The organism is Azospira sp. I13 (genome assembly GCF_003112695.1).
Taxonomy (GTDB): Bacteria; Pseudomonadota; Gammaproteobacteria; order Burkholderiales; family Rhodocyclaceae; genus Azospira.
In genome coordinates, this window is record NZ_BFBP01000013.1 from 127,773 (window position 1) to 148,784 (window position 21,012).

Below are 21,012 nucleotides of genomic sequence, written 5' to 3' on the forward strand. Positions count from 1 at the left end.
AGAAGGGGACTCACGATGTCGCAGCAAAACCAAGCAGAAGACCACAATCTCCCGAATCCGGCCGAACTGGCCAAGTCCTATGCCGAAGTGGCCCAGCGTGCCTCCCGGCTGCTGACCCAGTTCATGGAGAAGAAGGCTTCCGAGGGCATCGCGCCCCCCAGTGATGAAATGGGTATCGCCAAGGCCTTCATGGATCTTTCTTCCCGACTGCTGGCCAATCCCTACAAGTTGGCCCAGACCCAGATGAACATGATGTGGGACTACTTCTCCCTGTGGCAGGGTTCCATGCTGAAGATGATGGGTATGCCGATCCAGCCCATCGCCGCACCGGCCAAGGGCGACAACCGCTTCCGTGACGAAGACTGGGAACAGCATTTCCTCTTCGACTACATCAAGCAGTCTTACCTCATCGCTTCCCGTCACATCCACGACACCGTCTGTTGCGTCGAAGGCCTGCCTGACGAAGCCCAGAAAAAGGTGGCCTTCTACACCCGTCAGTATGTGGATGCCCTTTCCCCCTCCAACTTCGCCTTCACCAACCCGGAAGTGTTCCGCGAAACGGTGAAGAGTCACGGTCAAAACCTGGTCAAGGGCCTCAACAACCTGCTCAACGACCTGGAAGCCGGTGATGGTCAGCTGCGCATCCGCATGACCGACACCACCGCCTTCGAACTGGGCAAGAATGTCGCTACTACGCCCGGCAAGGTGGTCTTCCAGAATGAGCTGTTCCAGCTGGTGCAGTACGAGCCCACTACCAAGGAACAGTACAAGAAGCCCCTGCTGATCGTGCCGCCCTGGATCAACAAGTTCTACATCCTGGACCTGCGGGAGAAGAACTCCCTGGTCAAGTGGGCCACCGATCAGGGCCACACCACCTACATCATGTCCTGGGTCAATCCGGACGCCAAGCTGGCCCAGAAGTCCTTTGAGGACTACGTCACCGAAGGCACCCTGGCCGCCATTGCCGCCGTGGAAAAGGATACCGGCGAGAAGCAGATCGACGTGGCCGCCTACTGCATCGGCGGTACCCTGATGGCCACTACCCTGGCCTACATGGCTGCGAAGAAGGACAACCGGGTTGCCTCCGCCACCTTCTTCACCACCATGATCGACTTCTCCAACCCTGGCGAACTGGGCGTCTTCATCGACGAGAAGCAGGTCAGCAGCCTGGAGCACAAGATGGCCGAGCGGGGCTATCTGGAAGGCAGCGAGATGGCGATGACCTTCAACCTGTTGCGGGCCAACGACCTGATCTGGTCCTTCGTGGTGAACAACTATTTGCTGGGCAAGGATCCTTTCCCCTTCGACCTACTCTACTGGAACAGCGATTCCACCCGCATGCCTTACGCCATGCACAGCTTCTACCTGCGCAACATGTACATGGCCAACAAGCTGAAGGATCCGGGCGGCATTACCATCGACGGCGTGGCCATCGATGTTTCCAAGATCAAGGTGCCCTCCTATTTCATCTCCACCGTGGAAGACCACATCGCCCCGTGGAAGAGCACCTACCTGGGGGCCAAGCTGTTCTCCGGCCCGGTGCGTTTCGTACTCGGCGGCTCCGGCCACATTGCCGGCATCGTCAATCCGCCGGTGGCCAACAAGTATGGCTACTGGGTCAATGATGCCGCCAAGATGCCGGCCACGTCCGAGGACTTCCTGGCAGGGGCCACCCAGCATCCCGGTTCCTGGTGGACGGATTGGAATGCCTGGGTCACTGGCCTGGATGGCGGCAAACAGGTGCCGGCCCGCCAGCCCGGCAAGGGGGGGCTCAAGGTGGTTGAGGAAGGCCCCGGCTCCTATGTGAAGTTCCGTCTGGATACCCAGAAGAAGGCTGCAGCCTAAGCCTTCGTAGGCTGAGCCATGAAAAGGGGCGCCCCGCGGGGCGCCCTTTTTCATGCAGTGTTAGCAAAGCTGCAGCAGCAGGGATTAGCCCCGGGCGAAAATGGCCTCGGCAGCGGCGATGGTGGCGGCGATGTCCGCCTCCGTGTGGGCAGCGGAGACGAAGCCGGCTTCAAAGGCCGAAGGGGCCAGGTAATGGCCGGCTTCCAGCATGGCGTGGAAGAAGCCGTTGAAAGCCTCCTTGTCACACTGCATCACCTCGGCAAAGGAGGTGGGCGGCGTGGTGCTGAAATAGACGCCGAACATGCCGCCAACGCTCTGGGCGGAGAAGGTGACGCCGTGCTTTTGCGCCGCAGCGGTGAGGCCATCGGTCAGTTGCTTGGTACGGGCGGCCAGGCTGTCGTAGAAGCCTGGAGCCCGGGTGGCCTTGAGGGTGACCAGGCCGGCGGCTACCGCCACCGGGTTGCCGGAGAGGGTGCCGGCCTGATACACCGGGCCCAGGGGGGCGATCTTTTCCATGATTTCCCGCTTGCCGCCGAAGGCACCGACGGGCATGCCGCCGCCGATGACCTTGCCCAGGGTGGTCAGGTCCGGGGTGATGCCGTAGAGGCCCTGGGCGCACTGGGGGCCGACGCGGAAGCCGGTCATGACCTCGTCGAAAATCAGTACGGCACCGTGCTTGCTGCACAGTTCCCGCATGGCCTGCATGAACTCGGGCTTGGGGGCGATAAGATTCATGTTGCCGGCGACCGGCTCGACAATGACGGCGGCGATCTTGTCGCCATGCTTGGCGAAGGCGTCGGCTAGCTGGGCGGGATCGTTGTAGTCCAGGACCAGGGTGTGCTGGGCCAGGTCGGCCGGCACGCCGCCGGAGGAGGGGTTGCCGAAGGTCAGCAGGCCGGAGCCGGCCTTCACCAGCAGGCTGTCGGAGTGGCCGTGGTAGCAGCCCTCGAACTTGATCAGCACGTCGCGACCGGTATAGCCCCGGGCCAGGCGGATGGCACTCATAGTGGCCTCGGTGCCGGAGGAGACCAGGCGCACCATGTCCAGGGAGGGCAGGATGTCGCACAGCAGGTCGGCCATCTCGATCTCGGCCTCGGTGGGGGCACCGAAGGAGAGGCCGCGCGCGGCGGCATCCTGCACGGCCTTCACCGATTCGGGATGGGCGTGGCCGAGAATCAGGGGGCCCCAGGAGCCAACGTAGTCCAGGTAGCTCTGTCCATCCGCATCCCACACCCGAGGCCCCTGGCCATGGGTGAAGAAGCGGGGTACGCCGCCGACGGAACGGAAGGCCCGCACGGGAGAATTGACCCCGCCGGGAATGTGGCGCTGGGCGGCTTCGAAAAGTTGCTGGTTACGCGTGGTGGCGGAGGCGCTCATGTTCGGCACTTTCTGCAAAGAGACGTTGATAGGCGGCGGCCCGGGCGGTGACGTCCGGGGCCTCGAACAAATCGGTGATGACGGCGGTGCAATGGGCGCCGGCGGCGATGACTGGGGCAACATTGTCCAGGGTGATGCCACCGATGGCGGCGACCTGTACGTTGGGCTGAATGTGCGGCAACTCCCGGCGGGCCCGGGTAATCAGCTCCAGGGGGGCACGTTGGGCCAGGGGCTTGGTAGGGGATGGGTAGACGGCGCCAAAGGCCACGTAGTCGGCGCCGGCCCGGGCGGCCGCCTGGGCTCGGGCGAAGTCGGCGTAACAGGAGGCGCCGAGGGTCTTGCCGGTACCGAGGGCGCTGCGGGCGGCCACCAGGTCGCCATCGTCCCCGCCTAGGTGGACTCCGTCGGCATCAATGGCTAGGGCCAGGGCCAGGTCGTCGTTGATGATCAGGCGGCAACCGTGCTTGCGGCATAGGGCCAGCAACCGTGTGGCCTGTTCCAGCCGGCGGGCGGCGTCGTTGCTCTTGTCCCGGTACTGCAGCAGGATCATGCCACCGGCCAGGGCGGCGGCTGTCCGGGTGAGCAGATCGGCCGTGGTCAGGCCATCCGGGGTGATTCCGTAGAGCCCGCGGGGCGTGTCAGCCATGGCTGGCGTCGTCCTCTTCCGGGCCCCGGGCCCAGAAAAAGCGGTCGGGAATGTACTGCCCCATGCCGGGGCGGAAGCCGGCCGACAGGGTCTGCCAGGTGTATTCCTGGGCATCCCGCACGGCATCGCTAAGGTCCTGGCCGTTGGCCAGGTTGGCGGCGATGGCCGAGGCCAGGGTGCAGCCGGAACCGTGATAGCTGCCCGGCAGGCGGTCCCAGCGGTCGGTGCGGATCATGCCGTGCTGTCCGTATAGGGTGTTGATGACCTGGGGCGTGTTTTCGTGAGTGCCGGTGAGCAGCACATATTCGCAACCGTAGCTGATGAGGCGGCGGGCGCATTCTTCCAGGTCCGGTTCGTCCTCGTCGTCCTCGTCGGCCAGACGGCGGGCCTCCAGGCTGTTGGGGGTGAGCAGGGTGGTCTGGGGCAGCAGCATTTCCTTCATGGCGCCGATCAGGTCTTCGGTAGCCAGCTCGTCGCCCCGGCCTGAGGCCAGCACCGGGTCGAGGATCAAGGGAATGTCCGGGTAATCCGCGACGATGGCGGCAATGGCAGCCACATTCTCCACGCTGCCGATGAGCCCGATCTTGAAGGCTGCCACCGGCATGTCCTCCAGCAGTGCACGGGCCTGGTCTTCCACCCAGTCGGGCTCCATGGCCAGGACGGCGTCCACGCCCGCCGTATCCTGCACCGTGATGGCCGTGATGACGGAGAGGGGGTGGCAGCCCATGCTGGAGAGGGTCAGCAGGTCGGCCTGGATGCCGGCGCCACCGGTGGGATCCGAGGCGGCAAAGCTGAGGACGATGGGAGGCTGGGGCGATGGGGTGGGTGTTTGCGGCATTGCAGCACGCCAGCCGCCTTTCGGCCGCACAGCGCTTTGGGTAAGATCAAGGGTCCCGATTCTAGCCCAAATCCCTGCCCCGAGCTTTGATATGGCCCAGCTTGATACCTTCCCGCCAGCCGACCCTTACCGCACCTGGGTATGCCTGATTTGTGGCTTCGTCTACGATGAGGCTGCCGGTGCTTCCGCCGAAGGCCTGCCGCCGGGCACCCGCTGGGCCGATGTGCCGGCGGACTGGGTCTGTCCGGAGTGCGGCGCACGCAAGGAAGACTTCGAAATGGCGGAAATCTAGGAAAATCCCGGGCGCCGTATTAGTATTGCAGCATAAAAAACACAAGCCCCCGGTTGCCGCCGGGGATTCGAGAGACCTTGGGAGGTTGAATTGCCGGATGCCACTAGCCAGCGCGGCGTAAAAGTGATGGTCATCGACGACAGCAACACCATCCGTCGCAGTGCTGAAATTTTCCTGGTGCAGGCCGGCTGTCAGGTCGTGCTGGCCGAAGACGGCTTCGATGCCCTGGCCAAGATCGCCGATCACCAGCCGGACATCGTTTTTTGCGACATCATGATGCCCCGTCTGGATGGTTATCAGACCTGTGCCCTGATCAAGAAGAACGCCCGTTTCCGCAATACCCCCGTCATCATGCTGTCCTCCAAGGACGGTCTGTTCGACCGGGCGCGCGGCCGCATGGTCGGTTCCGACCAATACCTCACCAAGCCCTTTACCAAAGACAGTCTGTTGCAGGCCGTAGCCACCTATGGCCCGCAGCAGGTTCAATAAGCGTTAGTCGAGAGAGTCCCTATGCCCGTCAAGAAAATCCTCGTGGTGGACGATTCCCCCACCGAACGTCACTTCATGGTCGAAACCCTTACCAAGAACGGCTACCAGGTGGTGACCGCCGAAAACGGTGAGGATGGCATCGCCAAGGCCAAGGTCGAGAAGCCTGATCTGATCCTCATGGATGTGGTCATGCCCGGTCTCAATGGCTATCAGGCCACCCGTACCCTGACTCGCGATGAAGGCACCAAGGACATTCCGGTCATCGTCTGTACCTCCAAGGGCCAGGAAACCGACAAGATCTGGGGCCTGCGCCAGGGGGCCCAGGATTACCTGGTCAAGCCGGTCAACGCGGAAGAACTGCTCGCCAAGATCGCAGCTCTGTAAAGGCGAGAGCCGTATGGCCAGAAAAGTCAGCCTGCGGGAGTTCCAGGAGCATCTGGCTGCCCGTCTTTCCGGTGCGGCCCGGGGCCAGGCGGCCGCCGGGCTTCTGGGGGTCCAGGCCGGCAGCCGTCTGTGGCTGCTCAATCTCTCCGATTCCGGGGAAATCACGCCCTCCCCCCACCTGACACCGGTGCCGATGACCAAGCACTGGTTTGCCGGCATCGCCAATATCCGGGGCGGCCTGTATTCGGTGGTGGATCTGTCCGCTTTCCTCGGCGGCGATGCCACGCCCCATAACGCCAATGTCCGCCTCCTCCTGGTGGGGACCCGTTATGGCTCCAACGCCGCCCTGTTGGTGAATCGCTCCCTGGGGCTGAAGAATCTGGAATCCATGACCCCCGCCCCCGCTGATGCCTCCCTGCCCGCCTGGGCTCAGGAGACCTATGCGGACGCCGAGGGGCGGACCTGGCATCGCCTGAACCTGAAGGAACTGCTGGCTGACTCCGATTTCATGCAGATTGCTGCCTGATTTCGTCGCGCACCCGCCGATTCAGTACCCGTATTCCGTGACCAACAAATCGAACCGCTCTGCGATGAGCCGTCATCGCAACAAGAATTGAGAACTGGAGAACACCATGGCGTTCAAGCTGAAGCTCCCGGCTTTTTCCTTCGGTAAGGGCAACAAGAAGTCTGCCGCACCGGTGGGAGAGGAGACCCTCGCCGCCCCGACCAAGGTCATGGAAATGCCCGTTGCCAAGCCGGTGAAGGAAAAGAAGGCCAAGCCGGCTGCCGCCATGTCCGATTTCCTTGGTCAGTATCCGGTCGTCAAGCAGTTGCAGATGCTCGGTTCCGTGCTGCTGGTGGTGATGCTGGTCATCGCCGCCCTGATCTACCACGACAACCGGGAATCCACTTACGGCACGGTCTATGTGGCGGCAGCCGGTGAAATGCGCATGCTGTCCCAGCGCCTCGCCAAGGACGCGGCCCAGGCCCTGCAGGGCAGCTCCGTTGCCTTCAACCACCTGAAGGCCTCCCGGGAATCCTTCGCACGCTTGCTGGAGCGTTTGTCCCAGGGCGGTGAAATCACCGACGTCACCGTGCCGCCTTCTCCCGACGGCGTGCAGCCCCAGCTTCAGGCCCTGATGGCCGAGTGGGACAAGACCGACAAGAATGCGACCCGCCTGCTGGAAATGGAGAAGAACCTGGTGAACCTGGGCAAGGACGTTGCCACCATCGCCAGCAAGAACCCCCAACTGCTGGATCTTTCCGAGCAGGTTGCGGCCATCAAGCTGCAGTCTGGTGCCGGCTCCCGTGATATCGCGGCCGCCAACCAGATGGTGATGCTGACCCAGCGCATCGCCAAGAACGCCTCGGCCCTGCTGGTGGGTGATGCCATTGACCCGGAAGTGGCTTTCCTTCTCGGTAAGGACACCAACTCCTTCCGCGACCTCCTGACCGGCCTCATCAAGGGCAACGAAGGCCGTGTCGAAACCGATACCCGCAGCAAGCTGGGGGAATTGGAAGTCGCCTTCAAGGAATACCAGGAAGCCGTCTCCGGCATTCTCGGCAACATGCAGCGTCTAGTGCTGGCCAAGCAGTCCGGCTCCGCCATTTTCAAGGATTCCGACGCCCTGCTGGCCGCCACCGACAAGCTGGCCGATGCCTATCAGGCCGAACTGGCCGAGCGTGCCTTGTACATCGTCATCCTGGTGGTGCTGGTGCTGGCCGCCCTGGGTTCCCTGGTGCTGATGGCCAAGATCTACCTGGAAGACTCCCGCCGTCGGGCGGAGGAATCCGAGCGTATGCGCCAGGAGTCGGAACTGCTCAACCGCCAGAACCAGGACGCCATTCTGCGTTTGATGAACGAACTGGGCGACCTGGCCGACGGCGACCTGACCGTTACCGCCACCGTGTCTGAAGACATTACCGGCGCCATCGCCGACTCCATCAACTACACCATTGAAGAACTCCGGGTGCTGGTGGGTCGCATCAACGACGCTGCAAATCGGGTGACCCTAGCCACCGAAATGGCCCGCAAGACCTCCGAGGAACTGCTGGCCGCTGCCGAGCGCCAGTCCCGGGAAATTGAGGATGCCGGCCGTTCCGTTCTGACCATGGCCAGTTCCATGAACCAAGTGTCTTCCGAAGCCTCCCAGTCCGCTCAGGTGGCCCGCCAGTCCCTGTCCGCCGCAGAAAAGGGCGCCCAGGCCGTGCAGGATTCCATCAAGGGCATGAACGAAATTCGCGAACAGATCCAGGAAACGGCAAAGCGGATCAAGCGCCTGGGCGAAAGCTCCCAGGAGATCGGCGAAATCGTGGAACTGATTTCCGACATTACCGAGCAGACCAACGTGCTGGCCCTGAACGCGGCCATTCAGGCTGCCTCCGCTGGTGAAGCCGGTCGCGGCTTCACGGTGGTGGCAGAAGAAGTGCAGCGCCTGGCCGAACGTTCCGCTGAAGCAACGAAGCAGATCGCGGCCATCGTGAAGACCATTCAGACCGACACCCAGGATGCAGTATCCGCCATGGAAGAATCCACCCAGGGCGTGGTCGAAGGGGCCAAGCTGTCCGACGCTGCCGGCCAGGCCCTGGCCGAGATCGGCTCCGTGTCCCAGAGCCTTGCCAGCCTGATTGAGAACATTTCCTCCGCTACCCAGCAGCAGGCCCAGTCCGCTGCCAGCGTGGCCGAAGTGATGAAGGACATCCTGAACGTGACGGAGCAAACCACCGCCGGTACCAAGCAGACCGCCGAAGCTGTGGGTGAGTTGGCCGGCCTGGCGACGGAACTGAAGGGTTCCGTGGCCGGCTTCAAGGTGGCCTGAGCACGTCGTTCCGATAACCAGATTTCAAGGTCTCCATGAGCGCAGTCACGGAATTCGACGTCGGGCCCCTCACTTGGGTGAAGGGCGAGATCGATGCCGCCCTGGATCGGGCCGACCAGGCCCTGCTCCAGTATCTTGGTGGCGATCGCGCCGATCTCAGCCAGATCAAATTTGGCCGTACCCACCTGCACCAGGTCCACGGGGCCCTGGCCATCGTCGGCCTGGATGGGGTGACCCAGTTCACCGAGGCCCTGGAGGCCTATCTGGCCGAGCTGGAAACCGGCAAGAGCCCTGCTTCCGACGCAGCGGTGGAACTGGTGCGTCGTTCCCTGCAAGCCATTCGCCATTACCTGGACGACCTGCTCAACGGCGAGCCCAACCAGCCCTTGCGGCTGTGGGAGCTGTATCGGGACGTGCAGCAGGCCCGAGGCTTGGAGCGGGTGAATCCGACAGATCTCTTCTTCCCCGACCTGGGGGTTCGTCCGCCCCGTCGTAACCCGGTGGCTCTGCCGCCGGCTGAACTCAACAAGCGCCTGCGCTCGGAGCGTAGCCGCTTCCAGAAGGGCCTGCTGCTCTGGCTGCGCGGTGACCGGGCCGGCCTGGCCCTGATGCGCGATGCCATCACCGCCATTGAAGCCACCCAGGATCTGCCTGCTGCCCGTTCCTTCTGGTGGGTCGCCCAGGGCTTCATTTCTGCCCTGGCCGAAGGGGCCGTCAAGAGCGAGGCTGACGTCAAGCAGCTGTGTGCCCGCATCGACCTGCAGATTCGCCGTCTCATCGAGGGCTCCCGCAATTTCGCCGAGCGCCTCATGCGCGACGCCCTGTATCACGTGGCCGTGGCTGATACCCAGGATGGTGTGGTCAGTGGCCTGAAGCAATCCTTCGCCCTCGGCGAACTGCTGCCGACGGGCAGTGAATCTGGCCATGCCTCGCCGGCCCAGGAACAGGTGCTGCGCCGCCTGCGCGAGCCCCTCAGCGCCGCCGAGGAAGCCTGGGGCAAGTTCTGCGCCGGCAGTGCTCCGGCCCTGACTGTCTTCCGCGAACAGGTCGGGCATTTGGCCCAGGGAGCCGAGCAGCTCGGCCATGCCGACTTCCACCGTCTGTGCCGGGCCATTCTCGGCACTGCCAACTGGCTTCAGGAAAAGCCCGGCCGCCACAGCGAAGCCCTGTCCATGGAGCTGGCCACGGGTATCCTGCTGGCCAGCAATGCGCAGGAGAATTTTGCCCATCTTGGCCAGGACTTCGCCCACCAGGTCGACGTCATGGTGGAGCGCCTGCACAGTTGCGTCACCGGCACGCCGCCGACCACCGGCGCCGAAGTGCCCGGCCTTGACGAGATGTCGCGCCGCGCCCAGGAACGCCTGCTCAACAGCCAGGTGGCCAAGGAAATCCAGTCCAGCCTGATGCAGATCGAGCAGGTGCTGGATGCCTTCTTCCGCGATGCCTCCCGCCGCGGTGACCTGACCAGCCTGGATACGCCCCTCAAGCAAATCACGGGCGCCCTGATGATGCTGGGCCAGGAAGCCGCAGTGGATACCCTGCGCCAGTGCAGCAGCAAGATCGCCGAATTCTCGGCAGCCGATTACGAGCCCCAGGACGGGGATTTCGAAGCGGTAGCCAGCCAGCTTTCCGCCCTCGGCTTCTTTGTCGAAGCCCTGCCGCGGGAAATGGCCAAGGGCCATGTGGACTTCGCCGAATTCACCCGCGGTCTGGGTCCCCAGGTGGTGGAGCCAGAAGAGGAGTTCGTCGAAGTGCCGGAAGCCCCGGCCCCCAGTGTTGAACAGGAGCTGGAAAAGCAGAAGAAGGAAACCCAGGCCCTGATGGAGGCCCTCAAGGAGCAGCCGGCCGACGAGAACCTGCGCCAGGAACTGAAGCAGAATCTCGAATCCCTGCAGAAGGATGCCGATTTGGTGGCCGACAAGGCCCTCGGCCAACAGGCCAAGGCTGCCCTCTCCGCCCTCGAAGCCGCCCCCAGCCTGGAAACGGCTGCGCCCGACCTGGATGCTGCCCTGGCGGGTATCAAGCCCCAGGTCGCCGCCGCACCGACGCCTTCCGAAGAAACCTTAAAGCTCACCCAGGCCTCCGAGGAGGAGCTGGACGCCGAGTTGCTGGCCATCTTCCTGGAAGAAGCCCAGGAAGTGCTGGGCACCATCGACAGCCATATCGGCCTGCTGCGCGAGCAGCCGAACAATGTGGACTTCCTCACCACCATCCGTCGCAGCTTCCACACCCTCAAGGGTAGCGGCCGCATGGTGGGGCTCAAGGACCTGGGCGAAACCGCCTGGGCCCTGGAGCAGGTGCTCAATCTCTGGTTGCGTCAGGAGTATGGCGTCAGCCCCGAGCTTTTTGCCCTGATCGAATCTGCCCACCAGGTTTTCGGTGACTGGGTCCGCTATCTGGAAACCCGGGAAGGCTGCGCTCCCGACCCCTCGGCCCTGGTGGCCCAGGCCGATGCCCTGCGTGGCGTCGAACCGGCCGAGCCTGCTGCCGAGGCGCCCGCCGCCGAGCCGGTGCTCGCTCCCGAGCCGCTCCTGGACGAGTCCCCCCTGACTTTCGCCTTCGACCTGCCGGACGAACCGCTGGAGTTGACGCCGCCTCCTGTTGAAGTGACCCCGGTCATCACCAGCGACGTGCTGAATCTGGCCACCGCCTTGACGGCGCCGACCGAGGTGGAAGGCGGTGCGGAAGTACCGGCAATCACCGATACCCAGGAAGCCCAGCCTCTTGTCGAAGCCGCCATGGCGCTGGAACTGCCGCTGCCGGAAACGACCCCGGAGATGCTTCCCGAAGCCGGGCCGGAATCGCCGTTGCTGGAAGAAGTTCCCATCACCCTGCCCGAGTCCGCCGATGGCCTGGACTTCGATTTCGACCTCGGCGAAGAGGCCGTGGCCGAGCTGCCAGCGGCGTCAGCACCGCTGGTCGAGGAAGTGCCGGCCATCCTGCCGGAGGAACCCCTGGCGAGCCTGTCGGCAGAAGATGCCGATACGCAGCCCATGGAGCCGGTGTTGCCGGACGCACCGCTGGTCGAACTGGAGGTGGCTGACCTTCCGTCCATGCCTGACTTGCCGGCCAGCGAATTGGCCGTCGATACGGATTTCCCGGACGATCTGGAATTCTCCCTGGATGACGAGATATCCCTGGGCGACCCCGTTGCGGTCGAAGCCCCAGTGTCCTCGGCTGCCCCCGAATCCAAGCTGACCCTGACCGTTTCGCCGACGCTCTACCAGATTTTCCTGGAAGAGGCCCAGGGGCACCTGCAGACCCTGCAACGCCAGTTCGGCCTGCTCGAAACCGAGCCCGACATGCCCACCAGCGAGCCTTTCACCCGGGCTGCGCACAGCATGGGCAGCATCGCTGGCACCATCGGCCTGATGGCGGTGAACCGCCTTGGTCGGGCGCTGGAGCATGCCCTGCTGCGCCGGGATGCCTCGGCCAATCCCGCCAGTCTGGAAGCCCTGGAAATCATCCGTCTGGCCATTTCCTCCCTGGAAGAAATGGTGGAAAGCGTTGCCGCCCAGCGGCCGCCGGAGCCTGCCTCCCACCTGGCGGATGCCCTGGATACCCTGTACCCGGCCGCTGTCGCCGACCAGGGGGACGCCCACGAAGTACCGGCCGTCATGAGCGCCGCCGCGCCGGTGGCGCCGACGCCACCGCCTGCACCCATCCATCTGAAGGACGAACTGGATGAGCAGCTGCTGCCGATCTTCCTCGAAGAAGCTCAGGAGCTGACCCAGAGCATCACCGAGAATCTGCGCTACTGGCAGGCCGACCCCCACAATGCGGATGTCGCCCGGGTGCTGGCCCGCCTGCTGCACACCCTGAAGGGCTCCGCCCGCATGGCCGGCGCCATGAATTTGGGGGAACTGACCCATACCCTGGAAACCCGGGTGGAGCAGGCCCACAAGGCGGGTGCCGCCGAAGGCCAGATGATCGAAGAGATCCAGGGCGCCTTCGATGCGGTAGCCCAGATCGTCGAACGGCTGGCTTCCGGGGATACCCTGGATACGCCTCTCCCCGCCGAGTTGTTGGCCCTGCCCGAATCCACCGAAGTTGCCGACAGCGCCGTGTCTGTGCCCGCCGAGGCGCCGGCGGCCCCGGCTGCTGCAAGCGAAGCCCCAGCCTCGCCCTTCGTCGAGCGCCGCCGCCGTGCCGGCGATGCGGAAACCGAGCCCGAAGCCGGTGGTGCCGCCAAGGCCCTGCTGCGGGTGCGGGCCGACCTGATGGACCGCCTGGTGAACGAAGCCGGCGAACTGTCCATCGGCCGTTCCCGTATCGAAGGGGAAATGCGCAGCCTCAAGGATTCCCTGCTGGATTTGACGGAAAACGTCATTCGTCTGCGTCGCCAGCTGCGGGAAATTGAAATCCAGGCCGAAACCCAGATCCAGGCCGGCACGGCCGAGGCGGAAGAAAAGCATGCCGGCTTCGACCCCCTGGAGTTCGACCGTTTCACCCGCTTCCAGGAATTGACCCGGATGATGGCCGAGTCGGTGAACGACGTGGCCACGGTGCAGCAGAACCTGCTGAAGAACCTGGATGCCGCCAATGCCGCCCTGATCGCCCAGGCCCGCCTCAACCGGGAATTGCAGCAATCCCTGATGAGCGTGCGCATGGTGCCGTTCAACAGCCAGACCGAGCGTCTGCACCGCATCGTCCGCCAGACCGCCAAGGAAGTGGACAAGCGTGCCAACCTGGAAATTGTTGGTGGCCAGGTGGAGCTGGACCGGGGCGTGCTGGACAAGATGATCGCCCCCCTGGAGCACATGCTGCGTAACTCCGTCGCCCACGGCCTGGAAGGCCGCGAGGCGCGGGTAGCAGCCGGCAAGCAGGAAATCGGCGAAATCGAACTGAAGGTGGCCCAGGAAGGCAACGAAATCATCATCACCCTGGCAGACGACGGCGCCGGCCTCAACCTGGAGCGTATCCGCGCCAAGGCCGAGGCCCAGGGGCTGATCGCCCCCGATGAGGTGGTGGATGACGCCCATCTGGCCGACCTGATCTTTGCTCCCGGCTTCTCTACCGCCGGCGAGGTCTCCCAGATCGCCGGCCGCGGTGTCGGCATGGATGTGGTGCGCACCGAAGTGAGCAACCTGGGTGGGCGTCTGGAAATGCAGTCCGTCGCCGGCAAGGGCATCACCTTCCGCGTCTATCTACCCCTCACCCTGGCGGTGACTCAGGCCCTCATCGTGCGCGTCGGCAACCGCCGCTATGCTATTCCCTCGGCCATGATCGAACAGGTCCAGGAAGTGAAGGAGCAGGTACTGGCCGGCATCCGCGATTCCGGCCAGGTGGAATGGCTGGGCAACCGCTATCCCTACCACTTCCTGCCCCATCTCCTCGGGGATGCCCAGGCCCTGCCCGAAGCCCGGCGCCTCTCCTGGGTGCTACTGCTGCGTTCCGGTACCCAGCGCACCTCTATCCAGGTGGACGAGCTGTTCGGCAACCAGGAAATCGTCGTCAAAAACGTCGGCCCCCAGCTGGCCCGGGTGGTCGGCATTGCCGGCGCCACGGTGTTGGGGGATGGCCAGGTGTTGCTGATCCTCAATCCGGTGGCCCTGGCCGCACGCAGTGAAGGCAACCTCGCGGTGCGTCTGGCGAGCGGCGAGGCCGCAGCAGTGCAGCCGGAGGAAGCGCCCGCCGTTTCCCTGCCCACCGTGATGGTGGTGGATGATTCCCTGACGGTGCGCAAGATCACCAGCCGTCTGCTGGCGCGGGAGGGCTACCACGTGCTGACCGCCAAGGACGGTGTGGATGGCCTGGAGCAGTTGATCGACACCCTGCCCGACGTGCTGCTGGTGGATATCGAGATGCCCCGTATGGATGGCTTCGACTTCACCCGTAATGTGCGGGCCGACGAGCGCCTCAAGCACATCCCCATCGTCATGATCACCTCCCGCACGGCGGACAAGCACCGCAACTACGCCTTCGAGATCGGGGTGAACCATTACCTGGGCAAGCCCTACCAGGAAGATGAGCTGCTGGCCCTGGTGGAGCAATACACCCGCAAGAAGCGCATGCACTGAGGCTCTCGGCCCGGATCATGAAGCCCCCGTCGGCTGCTTGCCGCCCGGGGGCTTTTTTCTTCAGGGGTGGGGTGCATCCCCGGCGAGAGGCGTGGAGACGGCCGCTGCCGGGGGCCTCAGGGCCGAGGCAGACCAGAGGCTGATGATTAACCCGCCGACGGCGACCAGCCCGATGCCCGAACTTAGTCCGCCGTGCTCGGCCGTGAAGCCGATCAGTACCGGCCCCAGCAGCAAGCCCAGATAGGCCAGGCGGCCCACCAGGGCCAGGGCTTCGGCCGATGCGATGCCTGGCAGGTGAGCGGCCCGGGACATCAGGACCGGCATAAAGTTAGCGCAGCCCAGCCCGGCCAGGGCAAAGCCGGCCACCGCCGGTAGCGCCGCTTCCAGGGCCAGGGCTGCAAGGATGCCGAGAGTCACCAGCAGGCCCGAGTACTGCAAGGTGCGTTGGCCGCCCCAGTGGCTGCGTAGCCGGTCACCAAAGAAGCGCCCCAGGGTCATGCCGACCGAGAAGCCGGCATAGCCCAGGCCGACCCAGACCCCTTCCAGAGACAGCCCATCCCGCATGTAGACTGCCGACCAGTCGTACATGCCGCCTTCGGCTACCAGGCCGATGAAGGCTAGTCCACCAAGCAGCAACAGTTGCCGCCGCAACCCGTGGCCCGGGGTGTGTTCATGGGCGGAGGTCGGCTCCGTCAGCAAGCGGCGCCGGGTACCCACGCTGAGGGCCGCCACGGCGGCAGCAGTCAGGGCGAAGATCAGCCAGGCCGGCAGCTGCCAGCCCAGCCAGGCTGAACCCGCCATGGCCCCGGCCAGGCCACCGAGGCTGAAGAGCCCGTGCAGGCCCGACATCAGGGGCCGGCCGCTCTGCTTTTCCAGCAAAGCCGCCTGGGCGTTCATGGCCACGTCGAAGAGGCTGTTGGCGGCGCCGAAGCACAGCAGCAGGGCAAACAGGGCCAGGGTGCTGGGCATGAGCATCAGGCCGGCGGCGCTGGCGGCCAGGGCCAGACCACCCCAGAGACAGGCCCGCCGGCTGCCAACCCGGGCGATCCAGCGCCCTATGGGGCCCATGGCGAGAATGGCGCCCCCGGCCACGGCAAAGAGGGCCCAGGACAATTCGCCGTCGCTGAAGTGGAACTTCTCCTTGATCAACGACACATGCACCCCCCACACGGCGTAAGTGAAGCCGGAACTGAAGAACAGGGCCATGATGGCTAGGCGGGTACGGGAGCAGGGGAAAGCGGAGCGTTTGGACAACATGTAAACGGCCTGGGAGCGGCGCTGCCGTGGGCCGGCGCTGATGGGGAAGCGGCAAGGGGAACGTGAAGAAAGGGCGAGAAACAGAACAACGGGAGCGGATGAACAGGTAGCGTCGGCAAGTTCAATCAGAGGTAGCCGGCGTCAGTCAGCGCCGGCCGCTGGTGGCGATGCGGCCGTCAGGGCGGCTAGTTGGCGGTCCTGCCAACGGGAAAAAAAGCATTGGGCGACGAGCGCCCCAAGGAGGGCACAGAACATGTCGGACTGGGTATCCCAGGGGTCGCCCTGGGTGCCGAGAAATTCATCGGCCCCCTGCCCCAGGGCCAGGGCGGCGCCCCATTCGATCAGCTCGTAGCTGGCGCTGATGGCCAGCACTACGGCGGTGACGAGAAAGGCCAGCATCCGCCGTCCGCGGACATAGTGACCACGCAGGAGAATCTCCCGGGCCACCAGGGCTGGGCAAAAGCCTTGGAAGAAGTGCCCCAGCTTATCGTAGGGATTGCGGCTCAACTCGAGCCAGTCCGCCACCTGGAAGCCGAGAGGGACTCGGGCATAGGTGTACATGCCGCCAAAAACCAGGATTACCCCGTGCACAAAGATCACTGCATACAGCAGGCTGGTGAGGGGATAGGTGCGATGGGTGGCGACCAGCAGGGGCACGGCGATCAGCACCGGCAGCACTTCCATGAGCCAGGTCAGCCGGTCATAGGGTTGCCAGCCGGTATGCACCAGCAGCCCCAATTGGGCCGCCAGGGCCAGGATCAGCAGGCTGGATCGGGGGCTGCTCATCTCACACCTGACAGAGCAGGCCCTTCAGGTATTCGCCTTCCGGCACCGCCAGGGCGACGGGGTGGTCCGGCCCGGCGGCCAGGCGGCGCAGGATGCGGGCATCGACACCGGCATCGAGGGCGGCGCCGGCAATGATCTTCTGGAACAGCTCGCCGCCGATGCCGCCGGAGCAGGAGTAGGTGAACAGCAGGCCGCCCGGATTGAGCAGGCGGAAGCCCAGCAGATTGATGTCCTTGTAGGCCCGGGCGGCCCGGTCGGCATGGGCGGCGGAGGGTGCGAACTTGGGCGGGTCCAGCACGATCAGGTCAAACTTGCGTTCGGCCTTGCGCAAGTCCCGCAGGGCAGTGAAGACGTCGGCCTCCCACCATTCGGCGCGACTTGCATCCAGCTGGGGGTTGAGGGCCACGTTGCGCTTGGCCGTCTCCAGGGCTGGGCCGGAGGAGTCGATGGAGAGTACGGAAGTTGCGCCACCGGCCAGGGCCTGCAGGGAAAAACCGCCGGTGTAGCAGAAGCAGTTGAGCACGCTCTTGCCGGCCGCCAAGGCACCGGTGAGCAGGCGGTTCTCCCGCTGGTCCAGGTAGAAGCCCGTCTTGTGGCCCCCCACCACGTCCACCAGCAGGCGCACGCCGTTTTCCATGATGGAGAGGTCGCCTTCCGGGGCCGCGCCGTGGAGCCAGCCGGTGACCGGCTCCAGGCCTTCCAGCCGGCGCACGTCGGAATCGGAGCGCTCGTAGATACGGGCGCAGCCGGTGGCCTGGACCAGGGCATTGACGATGGCCTTGCGCCACTTCTCGCCGCCGGCGGAAGTCAGCTGCAGGGACAGGGTATCGCCGTACTGGTCGCAGATGATGCCGGGCAGACCATCGGATTCGCCATGAAGCAGGCGTACGCCCTCCTCATTCTTCAGCTCGGGCAGGCTACGGCGGCGGACCACGGCCTCGGCGATGCGGCGCTTGAAGAAGACGTCGTCGATGCTCTCGTTCTCGTCGAAAGTCCACACCCGGGCGCGAATCTGGGATTCCGGGCTGTAGGCTGCGCGCGCCAGAAACTTGCCGTCGTCGGCCAGCACGTCCACCGTATCGCCGGGCCGTGCCTTGCCCTTCAGGCGCCCGACGGAGCCAGCAAAAATCCAGGGGTGGCGACGCAGCAGGGAGCGTTCCTTGCCGGGGAAAAGAATGAGCTGGGACATGGGGGAAATCCGGTGAATCCAGGGAAGGAGCGGAGTTTACTCCAGAAGCCCCGTCAGAGGCCGGCGGAACCGGGGGCCTCGGGCGTACCTAGCGCTATTTGCGTTTGGCCCGGGGGTGGGCTGTGTCATAAACCTTGGCCAGGTGCTGGAAATCCAGGTGGGTATAAACCTGGGTGGAGGCGATGCTGGCATGTCCCAGCATTTCCTGCACCGCCCGCAGGTCGCCGGAGGATTGCAGCACATGACTGGCGAAGGAATGGCGCAGCATGTGGGGGTGCACATGGCTGGGTAGGCCCGCCAGCTGGGCACGGCGAGCCAGGCGCTGCTGGATGACACCGTGGCTGATGCGCCGGCCGCGGGCGCCGACAAAGAGGGCGGTCTCTTCCTGCCGCGCCAGCTGAACCCGGCACAGCAGCCAGGCCGCCAGGGCTTCCCGGGCCTTGCCGCCGACCGGCACAACCCGCTCCTTGTCCCGCTTGCCGTGCACCCGGACTTCGCCACCATCGATGTCGCTGACCGCCTGCAGGTCGAGGTCGGCCAATTCCGCCAGGCGCAGGCCGGAGGAGTAGAACAGCTCGAACATGGCCCGGTCGCGGATTTCCTGGGGATCGTCGGGGTCGATGCTGGATTCCAGCAACCTCACCGCCTCGTCCGGCGATAGGGTGTGGGGCAGGGCCCGAGGGCCTTTGGGCGGGCGCACTCCCTCGCAGGGATTGGCCTCGGCCAGGCCGTGGCGGCCCAGCCAGCGGTAGAAGACCCGCCAGGCCGAAAGGCTGCGGGCCAGGGAGCGGCCCGCCAGGCTGCGGCCGTGGAGCAGGCCGACAAAGCGGCGGATGTGGTGGGCCTGCAGCTGCCCCAGGCCGGGCTGGCCCGGCAGCTCGGCCGCCAGGGCCAGGAGCTTGCCGATATCCCGGCGGTAATTGCTGACGGTATGGGGCGACTGGCGGCGCTGGGTTTCCACTTCCGCCAGAAAGGCGCCCACGGCGGCCTGGTCGTCCATGCCGGCGCTCCTCGTCGCCTCAGTCGTGGCGCAAGGCCCGGCCAATGGCGGCGGAAACGATCTCACCCAGCCGCTCCAGGTACAGGGTGCCCATGTCGGCGTAGAAGCGATCCACGCTTTCGCTGCCCATGGCGATCATGCCGAAGGTGCCGCCGCCATTGCGCAGGGCAATGAGGGCCTGGGAGCGGATGTGGGAAGAGGCTTCGCCGAACCAGGTGGAGGTCTCGAACCCGGAGGTGGAACCGCAATAAGGCCGGTTGAGGGTTTCCGCGAAAACCTGCAGTTCCTCGGAGACGGCCGCGAACTCGGGCAGTTCACCGACTCCTTCGGGCTGGTCCCAGAGGCGCAGGGCCACGTGGGGAACGGCAAAGTCTTCCTTGAGGTGGAAGTCGAGGATGTGGATGACGGCCTGGAAAGTGGTGGCCGCCACCAGGGCCACGGCCAGCCGGTGCATCTTCTCGCTGATGGCGTCGTTGGCTTCGCCGAAACCGAGCAACTCGGCCATGCGGCCTTCCAGGGCCTTGTTCTTGTCCCGCAGGGCCAGCATCTGCCGCTCGGTGATGGAGATGGCCCGGCCGCCGTGGGGGTGGGGAATGACCAGGCGGGAGATGAGGTCGGCGTGCTCTTCGAAAAACTGGGGATTGTGTTCCAGGTATTCGGCCACGTCAGCGCCGGTCAGGCGCGGCATTTGGGTTTCGCTCACAGTTCAATTTCTCCGGAGAAGACGGTGACGGCCGGGCCGGTCATGCGTACCGGCGTGCCGGGGCCGTGCCAGGCAATGTTCAACTCGCCGCCGCGGGTCTGTACCCGCACCGGGGAATCCAGCAGGTCGCGGCTGATGCCCGCCACTACCGCGGCACAGGCGCCGGTGCCGCAGGCCAGGGTTTCGCCGGCACCCCGCTCATAGACCCGCAGGCGCACGTTGTGCCGGTCCACCACCTGGAGGAAGCCAGCATTGACCCGTTGGGGAAAGCGCGGGTGGGATTCGATGAGCGGGCCCTGGATGTCCACCGGGGCGGCATCCACATCCGCCACCACCTGCACCGCATGGGGGTTGCCCATGGAGACGGCGGTGATGGCCACCTCTTCGCTCCCCACCTGCAGGGGCTGGATGACCGCATCGCTGGTGGAAACGAAGGGCACCTTCTCGGGTGCGAACTGGGGCACGCCCATGTCCACCGTCACCTGGCCGTTGTCTTCCAGGCGCGGGCCGATGATGCCGGACTTGGTTTCCACCTTGATCTCGGTCTTCCCGGTAAGGCCCTGCTCATGGACGAAGCGGACGAAACAGCGGGCGCCGTTGCCGCACTGCTCCACTTCGCTGCCGTCGGCGTTGAAGATACGGTAGCGGAAGTCCACGCCCGCCTGGCCGGGCTTTTCGACCAGGAGAATCTGGTCGCAGCCAACACCGAAATTGCGGTTGGCGAGGAAGCGCAGTTGCTCCGGAGTGAGGCGGATGTCCTGACGCACGCCGTCGAGCACGACGAAATCGTTGCCCAGGCCGTGCATCTTGGTGAATTTGAGTTTCATGGTATCCATGGGGTGAAGGCCCTCAGACAAGGCTTAGACGAGGGATCTGGCCATTATAAAGTCATCCATGACAAAGCCGTTGCCGATCTCCACGCAGACCGATTCCCGCACCTCGAAGCCATTCTTGCGGTAGGCGGCGATGGCCTGGGCATTGTTCTTGTTCACCGCCAGGATCAGCTGCTTGCCGCCCCGGGCCTTGGCCCGTTGCTGCACGTGGGCCAGCAGGGCGCTGCCGATGCCCTGGCGCTGGGTGTCCGGGTGCACGTAGAGCTTGTCCAGCTTGAACTCTCCAGGCGTGGCCGTGGCCTGGGTGGCGGCGAAGCCCAGGCGCCGGGCGCCGAGAAAGGCCTGGTCCCACCAGATATCGGGGCGGGCCAGCTCTTCCAGCAGGCAGGGGGCGGCGTAGCGCTGGGCCAGCATGTAGTTGATCTGGGCCGGACTGATGATGTCGCGATAGGCCTGGGCCCAGATGGTGCGGGCGAGGGCGGCGATGGCGCCGACTTCCTCGCGGTAGACCGGGCGGATGGTGGGACTCATGAA

The 21,012-nt window shown here is 64.9% G+C and carries 17 protein-coding genes; 7 read left to right on the plus strand and 10 right to left on the minus strand.

The annotated features are described in order from the left end of the window. Nucleotides 1–15 precede the first annotated feature (15 nt). Nucleotides 16–1,845 carry an alpha/beta hydrolase gene (locus tag AZSI13_RS13420; protein ID WP_109041683.1) on the plus strand — a complete coding sequence of 610 codons (1,830 nt, stop codon included), beginning with the start codon at nucleotides 16–18 and terminating at the stop codon, nucleotides 1,843–1,845. A gap of 84 nt (nucleotides 1,846–1,929) precedes the next feature. Here AZSI13_RS13420 and hemL read toward each other — a convergent pair whose 3' ends face one another. The 3 genes from hemL to thiD are packed head-to-tail and all read right to left on the minus strand — an operon-like array spanning nucleotide 1,930 to nucleotide 4,706. Further along, nucleotides 1,930–3,222, minus strand: coding sequence for a glutamate-1-semialdehyde 2,1-aminomutase (gene hemL / locus AZSI13_RS13425; RefSeq protein ID WP_109041684.1), 1,293 nt, complete (start codon nucleotides 3,220–3,222; stop codon nucleotides 1,930–1,932). After that, a complete protein-coding gene (gene thiE / locus AZSI13_RS13430) occupies nucleotides 3,197–3,868 on the minus strand; it encodes a thiamine phosphate synthase (RefSeq protein WP_109041685.1) in 672 nt (223 codons plus the stop codon). Before thiE ends, hemL begins: the two co-directional genes overlap by 26 nt. Further along, on the minus strand, nucleotides 3,861–4,706 hold the full coding sequence (gene thiD, locus AZSI13_RS13435) for a bifunctional hydroxymethylpyrimidine kinase/phosphomethylpyrimidine kinase (RefSeq protein WP_109041686.1): 846 nt from the start codon (nucleotides 4,704–4,706) through the stop codon (nucleotides 3,861–3,863). The genes thiE and thiD overlap by 8 nt, the downstream gene beginning before the upstream one ends. 91 nt (nucleotides 4,707–4,797) lie before the next feature. Between thiD and AZSI13_RS13440 the strand changes: the two genes are divergently transcribed. The 6 genes from AZSI13_RS13440 (at nucleotide 4,798) to AZSI13_RS13465 (ending at nucleotide 14,710) form a co-directional block, all read left to right on the plus strand. Continuing rightward, a complete protein-coding gene (locus AZSI13_RS13440) occupies nucleotides 4,798–4,998 on the plus strand; it encodes a rubredoxin (RefSeq protein ID WP_109041687.1) in 201 nt (66 codons plus the stop codon). 126 nt (nucleotides 4,999–5,124) lie between these two features. After that, nucleotides 5,125–5,487, plus strand: coding sequence for a PleD family two-component system response regulator (locus AZSI13_RS13445; protein ID WP_172974747.1), 363 nt, complete (start codon nucleotides 5,125–5,127; stop codon nucleotides 5,485–5,487). A 21-nt stretch (nucleotides 5,488–5,508) separates the two neighbouring features. Further along, on the plus strand, nucleotides 5,509–5,871 hold the full coding sequence (locus tag AZSI13_RS13450; RefSeq protein WP_109041689.1) for a response regulator transcription factor: 363 nt from the start codon (nucleotides 5,509–5,511) through the stop codon (nucleotides 5,869–5,871). 13 nt (nucleotides 5,872–5,884) lie between these two features. Next, nucleotides 5,885–6,397, plus strand: coding sequence for a chemotaxis protein CheW (locus AZSI13_RS13455; protein WP_109041690.1), 513 nt, complete (start codon nucleotides 5,885–5,887; stop codon nucleotides 6,395–6,397). A gap of 106 nt (nucleotides 6,398–6,503) precedes the next feature. Further along, entirely contained in the window at nucleotides 6,504–8,690 is a 2,187-nt protein-coding gene (locus tag AZSI13_RS13460; RefSeq protein ID WP_109041691.1) for a methyl-accepting chemotaxis protein, read from the plus strand. 35 nt (nucleotides 8,691–8,725) lie between these two features. Beyond that, nucleotides 8,726–14,710: an Hpt domain-containing protein gene (locus tag AZSI13_RS13465; RefSeq protein WP_109041692.1), complete on the plus strand. Its 5,985-nt coding sequence runs from the start codon at nucleotides 8,726–8,728 to the stop codon at nucleotides 14,708–14,710. Nucleotides 14,711–14,770: 60 nt separating this feature from the next. Here AZSI13_RS13465 and AZSI13_RS13470 read toward each other — a convergent pair whose 3' ends face one another. The 7 genes from AZSI13_RS13470 to AZSI13_RS13500 all read right to left on the minus strand — a co-directional run bounded on the left by AZSI13_RS13470 (nucleotide 14,771) and on the right by AZSI13_RS13500 (nucleotide 21,009). After that, on the minus strand, nucleotides 14,771–15,967 hold the full coding sequence (locus AZSI13_RS13470) for an MFS transporter (RefSeq protein ID WP_201262390.1): 1,197 nt from the start codon (nucleotides 15,965–15,967) through the stop codon (nucleotides 14,771–14,773). 141 nt (nucleotides 15,968–16,108) lie between these two features. After that, complete coding sequence (locus tag AZSI13_RS13475; protein WP_109041693.1) at nucleotides 16,109–16,753, minus strand: DUF2238 domain-containing protein; 645 nt, start codon at nucleotides 16,751–16,753, stop codon at nucleotides 16,109–16,111. Nucleotide 16,754: 1 nt separating this feature from the next. Beyond that, nucleotides 16,755–17,942: a class I SAM-dependent rRNA methyltransferase gene (locus tag AZSI13_RS13480; protein WP_109041694.1), complete on the minus strand. Its 1,188-nt coding sequence runs from the start codon at nucleotides 17,940–17,942 to the stop codon at nucleotides 16,755–16,757. Between the two features lie 94 nt (nucleotides 17,943–18,036). Next, nucleotides 18,037–18,942, minus strand: a complete 906-nt coding sequence (gene xerC / locus AZSI13_RS13485; protein WP_109041695.1) for a tyrosine recombinase XerC — start codon at nucleotides 18,940–18,942, stop codon at nucleotides 18,037–18,039. Between the two features lie 19 nt (nucleotides 18,943–18,961). Then, nucleotides 18,962–19,645, minus strand: a complete 684-nt coding sequence (locus AZSI13_RS13490) for a DUF484 family protein (RefSeq protein ID WP_109041696.1) — start codon at nucleotides 19,643–19,645, stop codon at nucleotides 18,962–18,964. After that, complete coding sequence (gene dapF / locus AZSI13_RS13495) at nucleotides 19,642–20,472, minus strand: diaminopimelate epimerase (RefSeq protein WP_109041697.1); 831 nt, start codon at nucleotides 20,470–20,472, stop codon at nucleotides 19,642–19,644. Before dapF ends, AZSI13_RS13490 begins: the two co-directional genes overlap by 4 nt. A gap of 33 nt (nucleotides 20,473–20,505) precedes the next feature. Next, nucleotides 20,506–21,009, minus strand: coding sequence for a GNAT family N-acetyltransferase (locus AZSI13_RS13500; RefSeq protein WP_109041698.1), 504 nt, complete (start codon nucleotides 21,007–21,009; stop codon nucleotides 20,506–20,508). Between the last annotated feature and the right edge of the window lie 3 nt (nucleotides 21,010–21,012).

What these genes read in the sequence shown, in the direction of transcription:
- AZSI13_RS13420 (WP_109041683.1), top strand. Translation starts at nt 16, where the DNA reads ATGTCGCAGCAAAACCAAGCAGAAGACCACAATCTCCCGAATCCGGCC.
- hemL (WP_109041684.1), bottom strand. Translation starts at nt 3,222, where the DNA reads ATGAGCGCCTCCGCCACCACGCGTAACCAGCAACTTTTCGAAGCCGCC.
- thiE (WP_109041685.1), bottom strand. Translation starts at nt 3,868, where the DNA reads ATGGCTGACACGCCCCGCGGGCTCTACGGAATCACCCCGGATGGCCTG.
- thiD (WP_109041686.1), bottom strand. Translation starts at nt 4,706, where the DNA reads ATGCCGCAAACACCCACCCCATCGCCCCAGCCTCCCATCGTCCTCAGC.
- AZSI13_RS13440 (WP_109041687.1), top strand. Translation starts at nt 4,798, where the DNA reads ATGGCCCAGCTTGATACCTTCCCGCCAGCCGACCCTTACCGCACCTGG.
- AZSI13_RS13445 (WP_172974747.1), top strand. Translation starts at nt 5,125, where the DNA reads ATGGTCATCGACGACAGCAACACCATCCGTCGCAGTGCTGAAATTTTC.
- AZSI13_RS13450 (WP_109041689.1), top strand. Translation starts at nt 5,509, where the DNA reads ATGCCCGTCAAGAAAATCCTCGTGGTGGACGATTCCCCCACCGAACGT.
- AZSI13_RS13455 (WP_109041690.1), top strand. Translation starts at nt 5,885, where the DNA reads ATGGCCAGAAAAGTCAGCCTGCGGGAGTTCCAGGAGCATCTGGCTGCC.
- AZSI13_RS13460 (WP_109041691.1), top strand. Translation starts at nt 6,504, where the DNA reads ATGGCGTTCAAGCTGAAGCTCCCGGCTTTTTCCTTCGGTAAGGGCAAC.
- AZSI13_RS13465 (WP_109041692.1), top strand. Translation starts at nt 8,726, where the DNA reads ATGAGCGCAGTCACGGAATTCGACGTCGGGCCCCTCACTTGGGTGAAG.
- AZSI13_RS13470 (WP_201262390.1), bottom strand. Translation starts at nt 15,967, where the DNA reads ATGTTGTCCAAACGCTCCGCTTTCCCCTGCTCCCGTACCCGCCTAGCC.
- AZSI13_RS13475 (WP_109041693.1), bottom strand. Translation starts at nt 16,753, where the DNA reads ATGAGCAGCCCCCGATCCAGCCTGCTGATCCTGGCCCTGGCGGCCCAA.
- AZSI13_RS13480 (WP_109041694.1), bottom strand. Translation starts at nt 17,942, where the DNA reads ATGTCCCAGCTCATTCTTTTCCCCGGCAAGGAACGCTCCCTGCTGCGT.
- xerC (WP_109041695.1), bottom strand. Translation starts at nt 18,942, where the DNA reads ATGGACGACCAGGCCGCCGTGGGCGCCTTTCTGGCGGAAGTGGAAACC.
- dapF (WP_109041697.1), bottom strand. Translation starts at nt 20,472, where the DNA reads ATGAAACTCAAATTCACCAAGATGCACGGCCTGGGCAACGATTTCGTC.
- AZSI13_RS13500 (WP_109041698.1), bottom strand. Translation starts at nt 21,009, where the DNA reads ATGAGTCCCACCATCCGCCCGGTCTACCGCGAGGAAGTCGGCGCCATC.